Source organism: Bacillus sp. FSL R5-0512 (assembly GCF_038593295.1).
GTDB classification, from domain to species: Bacteria; Bacillota; Bacilli; order Bacillales; family Bacillaceae; genus Bacillus; species Bacillus safensis.
Window position 1 is genome coordinate 2618598 of record NZ_CP151982.1, and the last position, 11571, is coordinate 2630168.

Annotated in this window: 11 protein-coding genes and 1 other annotated feature; of the genes, 3 read left to right on the forward strand and 8 right to left on the reverse strand. The window is 42.2% G+C overall.

Annotated elements, in window-relative coordinates; all coding sequences use genetic code 11:
* Window positions 1-6 precede the first annotated feature (6 nt).
* Both tyrS and acsA read right to left on the reverse strand, forming a co-directional pair.
* Window positions 7-1275 (reverse strand): tyrosine--tRNA ligase, encoded by a 1269-nt coding sequence (gene tyrS / locus NSQ25_RS13440; RefSeq protein ID WP_326136151.1) that lies wholly within the window; start codon window positions 1273-1275, stop codon window positions 7-9.
* Window positions 1276-1328: 53 nt separating this feature from the next.
* Window positions 1329-1560: a binding site (T-box leader), on the reverse strand.
* Between the two features lie 58 nt (window positions 1561-1618).
* Complete coding sequence (gene acsA, locus NSQ25_RS13445; RefSeq protein WP_326136150.1) at window positions 1619-3343, reverse strand: acetate--CoA ligase; 1725 nt, start codon at window positions 3341-3343, stop codon at window positions 1619-1621.
* A gap of 155 nt (window positions 3344-3498) precedes the next feature.
* Here acsA and NSQ25_RS13450 point away from each other — a divergent pair, with 155 nt between their 5' ends.
* Genes NSQ25_RS13450 through NSQ25_RS13460 form a run of 3 tightly spaced genes read left to right on the forward strand, consistent with a single transcriptional unit; the run spans window position 3499 to window position 5969 of the window.
* A complete protein-coding gene (locus NSQ25_RS13450) occupies window positions 3499-4131 on the forward strand; it encodes a GNAT family N-acetyltransferase (protein ID WP_024424848.1) in 633 nt (210 codons plus the stop codon).
* A 39-nt stretch (window positions 4132-4170) separates the two neighbouring features.
* Entirely contained in the window at window positions 4171-4812 is a 642-nt protein-coding gene (locus NSQ25_RS13455; RefSeq protein WP_024424849.1) for a CBS and ACT domain-containing protein, read from the forward strand.
* Window positions 4809-5969 carry an acetoin utilization protein AcuC gene (locus tag NSQ25_RS13460; protein ID WP_024424850.1) on the forward strand — a complete coding sequence of 387 codons (1161 nt, stop codon included), beginning with the start codon at window positions 4809-4811 and terminating at the stop codon, window positions 5967-5969. Before NSQ25_RS13455 ends, NSQ25_RS13460 begins: the two co-directional genes overlap by 4 nt.
* Window positions 5970-6013: 44 nt before the next feature.
* Here the strand turns inward: NSQ25_RS13460 and ccpA are convergent, their stop codons facing one another.
* From ccpA to murC, 6 genes are all read right to left on the reverse strand, one after another.
* On the reverse strand, window positions 6014-7015 hold the full coding sequence (ccpA, locus tag NSQ25_RS13465) for a catabolite control protein A (protein ID WP_326136149.1): 1002 nt from the start codon (window positions 7013-7015) through the stop codon (window positions 6014-6016).
* Window positions 7016-7466: 451 nt separating this feature from the next.
* Window positions 7467-8543 (reverse strand): bifunctional 3-deoxy-7-phosphoheptulonate synthase/chorismate mutase, encoded by a 1077-nt coding sequence (locus NSQ25_RS13470; RefSeq protein ID WP_034279528.1) that lies wholly within the window; start codon window positions 8541-8543, stop codon window positions 7467-7469.
* A 221-nt stretch (window positions 8544-8764) separates the two neighbouring features.
* On the reverse strand, window positions 8765-9088 hold the full coding sequence (gene ytxJ, locus NSQ25_RS13475) for a bacillithiol system redox-active protein YtxJ (RefSeq protein WP_046312088.1): 324 nt from the start codon (window positions 9086-9088) through the stop codon (window positions 8765-8767).
* A gap of 33 nt (window positions 9089-9121) precedes the next feature.
* Complete coding sequence (locus tag NSQ25_RS13480; RefSeq protein ID WP_034279523.1) at window positions 9122-9592, reverse strand: YtxH domain-containing protein; 471 nt, start codon at window positions 9590-9592, stop codon at window positions 9122-9124.
* Window positions 9593-9618: 26 nt separating this feature from the next.
* On the reverse strand, window positions 9619-10038 hold the full coding sequence (locus tag NSQ25_RS13485) for a DUF948 domain-containing protein (RefSeq protein ID WP_326136148.1): 420 nt from the start codon (window positions 10036-10038) through the stop codon (window positions 9619-9621).
* A gap of 223 nt (window positions 10039-10261) precedes the next feature.
* Window positions 10262-11560 (reverse strand): UDP-N-acetylmuramate--L-alanine ligase, encoded by a 1299-nt coding sequence (gene murC / locus NSQ25_RS13490; RefSeq protein WP_046312090.1) that lies wholly within the window; start codon window positions 11558-11560, stop codon window positions 10262-10264.
* Between the last annotated feature and the right edge of the window lie 11 nt (window positions 11561-11571).

Here is an 11571-nt window from a genome sequence, read left to right on the forward strand (position 1 = left end):
CATACTTTATTTATACGTCACGAGGAAGTATTTCTTTTTCCCTCTTCTTAAAACGGTAAATTGGTTTTCAATTCGGTCGTCAGCTGAAAGAACATAATCTTTATCTGTTTGTCTCTCTCCGTTGATGTAGACGGCACCGTTTGTGATATCTTCACGTGCTTGACGCTTTGATGGAGACAGCTTTGATTCCACAAGGATATCGACTAGTGTTAATTCTTCTGTGCTGCTTTTCTCCATTGATGGAACATCCTTAAAACCTACTTTCACTTCTTCAGCTGTAAGAGATTTGATCTCACCTTTAAATAGCGCATTTGAGATGTTAACAGCCTGTTCTAGTGATTCACGGCCATGTACAAGTGTTGTCACTTCCTCTGCTAGACGGCGCTGCGCTTCACGCTTTTCAGGTGCTGTTTGCACTTTTTCTTCGTACGATGCGATCTCTTCTTTTGATAAGAACGTAAAGTATTTTAAGTATTTCACGACATCACGGTCATCTGTGTTGATCCAGAATTGGTAGAACTCGTATGGAGACGTTTTTTCTTTATCTAACCAGATGGCGCCGCCTTCTGTTTTACCAAACTTTGTGCCGTCTGCTTTTGTGACAAGCGGCATCGTCAGACCGAATGCTTTTGCCCCTTCTGCTTCAGACTTACGGATCAGCTCAAGTCCAGATGTGATATTTCCCCACTGGTCACTTCCGCCGATTTGCAGCTTACAATTTTCATTTCTGTAAAGGTTTAAGAAATCTAAAGACTGCAGGATGACGTAGCTGAATTCTGTGTAAGAAATCCCTGTTTCGATACGTGAGCTCACGATATCTTTTGCCAGCATGAAATTCACACCGAAGTTCTTTCCAATATCACGAAGGAACGTGATGACATTCATTTGGCTGATCCAGTCGTAGTTATTCACGATGACAGCTGGATTCTCGCCTGCTTCAAAATCAAGAAATTGAGACAGCTGTCCTTTGATTTTTTCTGACCACTGTTCGACGATTTCTGCTGGGTTGAGTGAACGTTCTGCTTTTTTAAAACTAGGATCGCCAATGAGTCCAGTTGCGCCGCCAACAAGAGCAATCGGATGATGACCTGCTTCTTGGAATCTGCGTAATGTTAAAATTGGCAATAGATGACCAATGTGTAAGCTGTCAGCTGTCGGATCAAAACCGGAGTATAGTTTGATTTTCTCTTCTGCTAACAATTTTGTTAAACCTTCTTCATCAGTTTGCTGCTGAATTAATCCTCTGAACGATAGCTCTTCCATCAATTGACTCATTTCCAAATCTCCTTTTTTTACAATTCAACATAAAAAACGCCCCTTCGAATGAACGAAGGGACGATATATATCGCGGTACCACCCTGCTTAAAAGACAAAAAATCTCGTCTTTTCACTTACACTGATAACGGACAGATCCGTTCTTTCACTAATCAGGGCATGCTCCTTTTCGTAAAAGCGGTTCGTGAGGGTAATTCGAATATCTCTTTGTACTGACTTGCACCAGCCGTCAGCTCTCTTCAACAGGGAAAGATCATTCTACTTAATCTCAGTCAAAACCTTTTCATATTCAACTAATGTCATTTTTAACACACTTTTGATATCAAGTCAACTGATGAAAAATTTAATCTTCCATTGTCGAAAGGTCGCCAGCAGGTAAATTCAGCTCCCACGCCTTTAGCACACGTCTCATAATTTTTCCGCTTCTCGTTTTCGGCAGTTTGTCTTTAAACTCAATTTCCCGCGGTGCCGCATGTGCTGCGAGTCCTTTTTTCACAAACGTACGAATCTCTTCTTTCAGCTCATCTGTCGGCTCATATCCACTTCTAAGCGCTATAAATGCTTTAATAATTTCACCGCGGACCGGATCTGGCTTTCCAATGACACCAGCTTCCGCAATAGCTGGATGTTCGACCAGTTTACTTTCCACCTCAAATGGACCGACCCGCTCTCCTGACGTCATGATGACATCATCGACACGTCCCTGGAACCAAAAGTATCCGTCTTCGTCCATATAAGCTGAATCTCCTGAAACATACCAATCTCCCGGCATAAAGTAAGATTCATATTTTTCAGGATTGTTCCAGATCGTATGCATCATAGAAGGCCAGCCTTTTTTAATCGCAAGGTTGCCCATCCGGTATGGCGGAAGTTCATTTCCTGCATTATCGACAATCGCCGCTTCTACGCCTGGAATCGGTTTTCCCATCGAGCCTGGCTTGATGTCCATGCATGGATAATTACAAATCAGCTGTGCTCCGGTTTCTGTCATCCACCAAGTGTCGTGAATCCGTTTGCCAAAAACAGCATCTCCCCAGCGGATGACTTCTGGATTAAGTGGCTCTCCCACACTTAAGACATGGCGGAGCGAGCTGAGGTCATATTTTTGAATAAGATCATCCCCTGCCCCCATGAGCATTCTAAAGGCGGTCGGGGCACTGTACCAAACGGTTACACCGAGTGATTCAATGGTTTCATACCACGTATCAGGATTAAACCGGCCGCCTAAAATCACATTCGTCGCCCCATTTAACCACGGTGAAAAAATACCGTACACTGTGCCTGTAACCCAGCCTGGATCAGCTGTACACCAGTAAACGTCATCTTCTTTCAAGTCAAGCACCCATTTACCAGTCTGACCTTGCTGGACCATTGCACCATGGACATGAAGCACACCTTTTGGCGTACCAGTAGATCCTGATGTGTAATGAAGCAGGAAGCCGTCTTTTTCATCCATCCATTCAATCTCAAGCTCCTTTGCTGCCTCCTCAAACGCCTTTTCATAGTGAATTGTCCGCACGCCATCGACGTCTTCGTTTTCACCGCCGACAATAATGACAGATTCAAGCTTCGGAAGCTCTGCAAATGGAATTCGCTCAAGCAAATCCGGTGTTGTCACGATCACCTTAGCCTCACTATTTTCTAAACGGTCTTTGACGGCACCTTCCATAAATGCCTCAAATAATGGGCCAACGATCGCTCCAATTTTAACTGCACCAAGCAAAAGAAAATAGAGCTCAGGTGATCTTGGCATAAAGATAAACACGCGATCCCCTTTTTCCACATGTGCCTCTTCTCTGAATAGATTCCCCGCTTTGTTTGTGTTGATTTTCATATCTCTGAACGTATACTTTTCATCCCGCTGTGAATCTTTGTAGTGAAGCGCCACCTTGTTCTGACGAAACGAGTCCGCATGTCTGTCAATCGCTTCATAGGCTGCATTTATTTTTCCTGTTTCATACCAGGAGAAGTTTTTTCTAGCTTCCTCCCATGAAAAATCTTTGTATGCCTGCTCATAATCATTTAAATGATAATCCCCTTTTACTGATGGTAGCGTTTCCAATTTCATCAAACAGTCCCCCTTTGCATACGTTTACAATGACCATTATAGTATAGATGACTTTTTTTCTCAATTTTTAAAAAACTTCTGATGAAACCGTTTTAATTATTGCAAGTTTTAAGATAGAATAGAGACGACTCACTAGAATTAGGGGCGGTGGATACGTGGAGCATCCTAAAACTTATTATTCAAAAACCATTGAGCGAGAAACAGGTTCCATCCTGATTGAAGGACCGGTACCTGCATCAGAGCTTGCGAACTATACGTTTCATGAAGGACTAACGGCATTTCGCACGCCTGAGGAACAGAAACAAGCACTTGTTGAAATAGCAGATCTTCCAGAAGGACGTATTATCATTGCAAGAGCGAATGAGCTCGTCGTAGGCTATGTCACGTATTTGTATCCTGATCCACTTGAGCGCTGGTCAGAGGGCAAAATGGACAATTTAATTGAGCTTGGCGCGATTGAGGTCGCTCCTCCATTTAGAGGATGCTCACTTGGCAAGCATTTGCTTGATGTGAGCATGATGGATGAGCAAATGGAGAATTACATCATCATTACAACTGAATATTACTGGCATTGGGATTTAAAGGGGACAAAGAAAAACGTTTGGGAGTACCGCAAAATGATGGAGAAAATGATGAACGCAGGCGGTCTTGTCTGGTTTGCAACAGACGAGCCAGAGATTAGCTCACATCCAGCCAATTGTTTAATGGCCAGAATTGGGAAACATGTGAGTCCTGATTCGATCGAGCGTTTCGATCGTCTTCGCTTCCATCAGCGCTTTATGTATTAACGTTCAATTCGTTTTTTTGGCAAAGGGGATTGGTAAACAATGATGATTGAACAAATTATGGAGCGTGATGTGATCACGCTGCGAAAAACCGATACGATTGAAGAGGCCATTCAAAAAATGAGTGCACACCACATCCGGCATATTCCGATCGTATCTGATCAAGGATCTGTCATTGGGATGGTGACAGACCGGGATATTAAAAATGCCAGTCCAAGTATTTTTGAAACAGAGAAAAGGAAGCTCTTTATTCAGCGGCCGGTAGAAGAGATCATGGTATTAGAGACGATCACTGCTCACCCGCTTGATTTCGTTGAGGAGATATCAAGTGTCTTTTTTGAGCACGGGATTGGCTGTCTTCCAGTGGTGAGACGCGGCAAGCTTGTAGGCATTATCACAAAAACAGATCTGCTTCGTACGTTTGTAAGACTGACAGGTGCAGATCAGCCTGGGTCGCACTTAGAGGTTGAAGTGGAGCAGATGACAGAAGGCCTCGCAGACATTACAGCCATTTTAAAGGAGCAGCATATTCAATTGCTGAGTGTGCTTGTGTACCCGCATGCCAATGAGGCATCTAAAGTGCTCGTATTCCGCCTTCAAACCATTCATGCAGATCATGTGACGAAGCTGATTCGCGCAAAAGGCTATAAGGTGCTCTGGCCTATGGAGCAGACGATCAAATGAAGGAAGCGACCTTTGTTTTTTCACCATCTTTTCAAACGTACCAGTTTAACCAAGATCATCCCTTCAATCAGCTTCGGGTCTACTTAACTTATGATCTTCTTCAAAAAATGAAGGCGTTAACAGAGGATGAAATCGTCGCACCGCGTATGGCTACTCTGGAGGAATTAAAGCTCGTCCATACAGCAGATTATATCCAGGCTGTGCAGCGGGCAAGTGAAGGAAAGCTGTCTACAGCAGAGGGTGAACGCTACGGTCTTGGCACTGAAGATACACCGATGTTCGCAGGCATGCATGAGGCGGCATCTCTCCTTGTTGGCGGAACATTAACAGCGGTTGATCAAGTGATGCTCGGTCATTCGCAGCATGCCCTCAATCTTGGAGGCGGGCTTCACCACGGATTCAAAGGGCGTGCATCTGGCTTTTGTATTTATAATGACAGCTCTGTGGCGATTCAATATATTCAAAAAACTTATGGCGCTAGAATTTTATATATTGATACGGATGCTCATCACGGCGATGGTGTCCAGTTCAGCTTCTATGACGACCCAGAGGTATGTACAGTCTCCATTCATGAAACGGGACGCTACTTGTTCCCTGGAACCGGACAAGTACAGGAAAGAGGCCACGATAAAGGCTATGGCTACGCCTATAATATTCCGCTAGATGCATTTACGGAAGATGAATCGTTCCTCGAAGCATACCGAACAGCAGTGACTGAAATTGCTGCTTTTTTTAAACCAGATGTGATTTTGACGCAAAACGGGGCAGATGCTCACTACTATGATCCGTTAACTCATTTATCTGCCACGATGAAAATATATGAAGAAATTCCTAGACTTGCCCATGAACTTGCTCATCAATATTGTGACGGCAAGTGGATCGCTGTTGGCGGAGGGGGATATGATATTTGGCGCGTCGTTCCAAGAGCGTGGAGCCGCATTTGGCTTGAGATGAAAGGCATTACACCGCCAGATGAGCTCCCTCAGGACTGGATTCAGGCATGGAATAAGCAATCGCCTGTTACCCTTCCACCTACATGGAAAGATCCTGACGATTTATATCCACCGATCCCAAGAAAAGCAGAAATCACAGAAAAAAATGCTCAAACAGTAGAAAAAGCACTGATGCCTGTTAGAAGAGAAAAGAAAAAGGCATAAGAAAAGCAGGCTTTCCCTCATAAGGTGAGCCTGCTTTTTTTGTTTTATTTTGTTGATTGTCTTTCTTCAATTCTGTGCGGAAGCTCAACAATTTGATCGTCCACTTGTTCTTTGTTCATCAGTTTTGTGAGCAGTCTCATGGCAACAGCACCAATATCATATGTTGGCTGAACAACTGTTGTCAGCTGAGGACGCACCATGAGAGAAAGTCTTGTGTTATCAAAGCCAATCACTTCTAAGTCTTCAGGAATAGATACCCCTCTGTCTTGTGCTCCATGAATGACACCTAGAGCCATTTCATCTGTAGCTGCGATAACAGCTGTCGGCTTGTCAGACTGCTCAAGCAGATGAGCAAGTGCTTCAATTCCAGAATCATACGAGTAATCGCCTTCAGCGACGAGCGTATCGTCAAACGCTATGCCCGCATCTTCAAGTGCTCGCTTATAACCTGCAAGCTTTCTCACGGAATTAATTGGTTCTGACATTGGACCAGAAACAAATGCAATTCGTTTATGTCCTTTTTCAACTAACAGCTGAACTGAGTCATAAATGGCCTGCTCATAGTTGATGTTGACGGATGGTGTTTGAGCCTGCTCTTCAACAGATGCTGCAAGAACAATCGGCACAGGAGAGCGCTTAAATTCTTCCACATGCACATCTGTGATATTTCCGCCCATAAAGACAATTCCGTCTACTTGTTTGCCGAGCATCGTATTTAACAAATGAAGCTCTTTATCTGTATTTTGATCTGAGTTGCTCAAAATAATGTTGTATTTATACATCGTAGCGATGTCTTCAATACCGCGTGCTAATTCCGAATAGAAGATACTAGAAATATCAGGGATGATGACCCCGACTGTCGTTGTTTTTTTACTTGCTAGGCCTCGAGCCACTGCATTCGGACGATAGCCAAGGCGGTCAATTGCTTCAAGCACCTTTTTTCTTGTTGTTGGTTTTACGTTTGGATTACCATTTACTACGCGTGATACCGTTGCCATACTTACATTTGCTTCTCTTGCTACATCATATATTGTAACATTATTCACATAAATCACTCCTTCAAATACACTTCATATCTATAGCATTCACCAATTGGATAGAGACATGTCAGATACGAGGAAAATAATATCCTATTTGTCATTAAAACGATGAAAAGAGACACATAATTTTTCAATCTACATCAAAATGACATTCTTTTATGAAATTATACACGTTTTTTTGTCATATGAAAACGTTCCCTTTCTTTTTATAACTAAATTAAACAAACTTTAATCAGCTTGTTACCTGTAAATTGAATCATATTTCATAAAAAAACATTGAGAACGCCAGCTATGACAATGATCTTAGCAGATTCTATCGAATTTTAAAAATGAAAACATTGTGAACAAGCACTTTTTAGGGTTGCAATGTGCTTTCTTCCTTTCATTCCCAAACTCCATGGTATTTCTCCATAAAAAAACCGCCGGGCAGTTATCCGGCGGCTATTTCTATCTATGATTACGCGTGAATATTCACAAGTGGTCTTAACGCATCTAACCATTTTTCGAATTGTGGAATGTCCATTTGCTGCGCTGAGTCAGACAGTGCAACAGATGGATCTGGATGTACTTCTGCCATGACACCGTCTGCTCCAATCGCAAGAGCTGCTTTTGCTGTTGGAAGGAGAAGATCTCTACGTCCAGTTGAGTGCGTCACATCAACGAAGACTGGTAGATGTGTCTCTTGTTTCAAGATTGGCACTGCCGAGATATCTAGTGTATTTCTTGTCGCTGTTTCGTATGTGCGGATACCGCGCTCGCAAAGGATGATTTGATCATTTCCTTGGGCGATGATGTATTCAGCTGCATTGATGAATTCTGAAATGGTCGCTGCAAGACCGCGTTTTAAAAGAACTGGTTTCTTCACGGAACCGGCTTCTTTTAACAGCTCGAAGTTTTGCATGTTACGTGCCCCAATTTGGATGACATCGATATGCTCAATCGCTTCTTCAATATGAGCAGGATTGACAATTTCACTAATGACAGCAAGACCGTATTCATCCGCTACACGCTTTAGAATCTTTAGACCGTCTACACCAAGTCCTTGGAAGTCGTATGGACTTGTGCGAGGTTTAAATGCGCCACCACGAAGTAGTTTTAATCCCTGCTGTTTCGCTGCTGCCGCTACTTCTGCGACTTGCTCGTAGCTTTCAACGGCACATGGTCCAACGATGAAACGCTGCTTTCCATCACCGATCGCTTCCCCATTGATATTCACGATTGTGTTTTCTGGCTTTTTCTTACGAGAAACAAGAAGTGCTTTGCTGTGGTCATCTTCTTGAAGCTCTAGACCTGCTTTGAAAATCTCTTTGAAAATATGCTGAATCGTTGAGTTTTCAAATGGCCCATCATTTTCTTCAAGAATTTGGTTCAGCATTGTGCGCTCTCTGACAGGATCATAACGGTTGACACCTTGCGCTTCTTTTGCTTTTCCAATTTCTTTGACAATGTTTCCTCTTTCATTGATCAGTTTTAGAATTTGAAGATTTAGTTCATCTGCTTGCTGCCTCAATTTTTCTAGTTCATTGTTGCTCATTTTTGTCATCCTTTCCTCTGCCTGCTCTCGCTTTTTATTTTTTCATTCTTGCATGATAGGGTTTATTATAAACAAAGATTTCGGAATTGTCACGAAAATTTTCTTTATTACCCAAACGCTTTTAAGCGATAAAGTATTGTATGTAAGATTATAGCATACTTTTCGTTCAAGTAAACCTTTTTTATAAAAAAAACGTCAGCCGCTGCTGACGTTTCTTTCTTTTACAGATTATGTTCAAGCGCTTCTTTTGTAATGCTTGAGTGAGAAGCATGCCATTTTACTTTTCCACCGCTAAAGACGAGTGCCTGCGGACTTTCGTGCTTTACACCTGATTTTTCAGCCACGTAGGATGAAAGCTCTCTCGTGTTTTGAATTTGCAAGAAATACGTTGGCACGTCTTCATGTGCAGACGCAAATGCTTCAAACTCTTGAAAAGCCGCTTGGCTGATCGGACATGTCAAACTGTGCTTAAAAAAGACAAAGGTCCCATCTTGATTCGTTAGTTGATCAAACTGTTCTTCTGTTTCAATGAGTTGTTTTGACATGATGTTCTCCTTCTTCACTTCGAGCAGTGAGAGTTAGCCTTTAGTAGATTGTTCTACTTTTTCTTTGACATCTTTGATGCCGTCTTCAATTTCTGATTTTGCTTCTTGTGCTCTTACTTTTGCTTCATCTGCTACATCAGATGCTTCGCTTGCCAAATCCGCTGCCGCATCTTCTGCTTCATTTTTCACATGATTAGCTTTTCCAGCCGCACGCTCTTTTATGTCTTTCACTTTGTCTAAAATCTGGTTTGACTGCTCTGCTACAAGCTGAGACAATTCAGACGTTTTATCTTTTGCAATCGTCACATATTCAGTGCCTTTTTCTTTTGCATCTGTTGTGAGCCGGTCTGTTTTTTCTTTTAACGCATTCGCTTGGGTGTTCAAATCATCGCGAAGCTCTTTCCCTGACTTCGGTGCTAAAAATAATGCTGTTGTTGCACCAACAATTCCACCAATAAGTGTTCCGATCAAAAAGTCTTTGCTATTGATTCCGTCTTTGCTCATGATTATTCCTCCTATGCGAATATGGTTTATTTTTGATGTTTACGCTGTTTCCATTTTTTATAAATTTCAAGTGCTGCGTTACTCCAGCTTACCACATCCGTCAATTTTTCTTGATTTCTTTCAACGGATGAAGAAACCGCACCAGCTGCCTGCTTTATGCTTGTATTAAATTGGTTGATCGAGCCGCCAATTCCCTGCACCGCATCCACAACTGTGTTAAGTTTTGCTGATTTGTCTTGAATATCTTCAGCAAGCTGATTCGTCTTATGTAGCAACTGTGCTGTCTCTGTGGTGATGCCTTGCATCTGACCTTCAAGACCTTCTAAAGTTGATGCAACATTCTTTAATGTCAGCTGTAAGGATTTTAATGTTTTGGACAAATAGATGACAAGAATGAGGAAAGCAATTGCAATCAGTGCAACGCTTAGATATAGAATAATAATCATCTGATACCTCCTTTGCTGCGGGCATATTCAATTCATTACCCTCTCGTTGTATCATTCAAACATCGCCTAGAATGACCGATTGAATAATAATTCTACACTTATTCGCTAATTCCTGTCCACAGCGAACGAAAAAAAGCGCCGCATGTTGACACATTTAGCCCTTTTGTCACATTTTATTCAAAATAAAAAAAGTGCCGTGTGAAACGGCACTTTTTTAAAGCATTTATACAGCGACTTTTTCATAAGCACGCAAATACTTCTGAATGTCTCCTGCTCCCATAAAGATCAGAATTGCATCTTCGTGCGTTTTCAGCACAGATGTATCTTCTTCCTCAATTAATTGGGCCTGCGGGATTTTTTCTCGTAAATCTTCAATGCTCAGCTTCCCAATGTTTTCACGGGCTGAACCGAAAATATCACAAAGGTAGACATAGTCGGCTTTCTTTAGACTGTCAGCAAATTCACTTAAGAATTGCTGTGTACGTGTGAACGTATGCGGCTGGAAGACAGCCACAATATCACGGTCCGGATATTTTTGGCGAGCTGCTTCAATCGTGACTTCAATTTCAGTTGGATGATGTGCATAATCGTCAATTAAGACCTGCTCACCGACCACTTTTTCATTAAAGCGTCGTTTCACACCGCTAAATGTCGTTAATGCGCCTTTGATAAGCTCTACATCAATGGACTCATAGTGACATAATGCAATGACAGCTAACGAATTGAGGACATTATGATTTCCGTAGGCAGGAATGTAGAAGGTATCATAAAACGTATTGCGTACAAATACATCAAATGTGGTACCTTCCGTATTTTTCACAACATTGCGTGCTTGGAAATCATTTTCTTCGTTGAAACCGTAGTACACAACAGGTACCTTCGCTTGAATCTTTGGCAGATGCTCATCATCACCGCAGGCAATAATGGCTTTTTTCACTTGAAGCGCCATGTTTTGAAACGCATCAAACACGTCATCAATATCCGAGAAATAATCAGGGTGATCAAAATCAATATTGGTCATGATCGCATAATCTGGATGATAGCTGAGGAAGTGTCTGCGGTATTCGCATGCTTCAAAAACAAAATACTCGCTGTTTTCTTTCCCCATTCCAGATCCATCACCGATTAAGTACGAAGTAGGTTTGGCTGCCTGCATGACGTGAGCAAGCAGTCCTGTTGTCGATGTTTTGCCATGAGCACCAGTAATCGCAACGTTTGTGAATGAATCCATGTATTCTCCAAGGAATTTATGGTAACGAATGACAGGAATCCCTTCAGAAAGGGCGCGTTCAATCTCAGGGTGTGTATCAGGGAATGCATTTCCTGCGATGACCGTCATCCCTGGCTGAATATTATCTGGGTCAAATGGTAGAATTTTAATATTTCGTTCTTCTAACGCTTTTTGTGTAAAGATATGTTTTTCGATATCCGATCCTTGGACAGTATACCCAGTATCATGAAGAATTTGGGCCAGTGGACTCATACCTGTCCCTTTTATTCCAACAAAATGATAAACAGTCATAATTGTACCTC

Bases quoted from the DNA above. Each gene is read 5' to 3' on its own strand.
- tyrS (WP_326136151.1), bottom strand. From the start codon at position 1,275: ATGAGTCAATTGATGGAAGAGCTATCGTTCAGAGGATTAATTCAGCAG.
- acsA (WP_326136150.1), bottom strand. From the start codon at position 3,343: ATGAAATTGGAAACGCTACCATCAGTAAAAGGGGATTATCATTTAAAT.
- NSQ25_RS13455 (WP_024424849.1), top strand. From the start codon at position 4,171: ATGATGATTGAACAAATTATGGAGCGTGATGTGATCACGCTGCGAAAA.
- NSQ25_RS13460 (WP_024424850.1), top strand. From the start codon at position 4,809: ATGAAGGAAGCGACCTTTGTTTTTTCACCATCTTTTCAAACGTACCAG.
- NSQ25_RS13470 (WP_034279528.1), bottom strand. From the start codon at position 8,543: ATGAGCAACAATGAACTAGAAAAATTGAGGCAGCAAGCAGATGAACTA.
- ytxJ (WP_046312088.1), bottom strand. From the start codon at position 9,088: ATGTCAAAACAACTCATTGAAACAGAAGAACAGTTTGATCAACTAACG.
- NSQ25_RS13480 (WP_034279523.1), bottom strand. From the start codon at position 9,592: ATGAGCAAAGACGGAATCAATAGCAAAGACTTTTTGATCGGAACACTT.
- NSQ25_RS13485 (WP_326136148.1), bottom strand. From the start codon at position 10,038: ATGATTATTATTCTATATCTAAGCGTTGCACTGATTGCAATTGCTTTC.
- murC (WP_046312090.1), bottom strand. From the start codon at position 11,560: ATGACTGTTTATCATTTTGTTGGAATAAAAGGGACAGGTATGAGTCCA.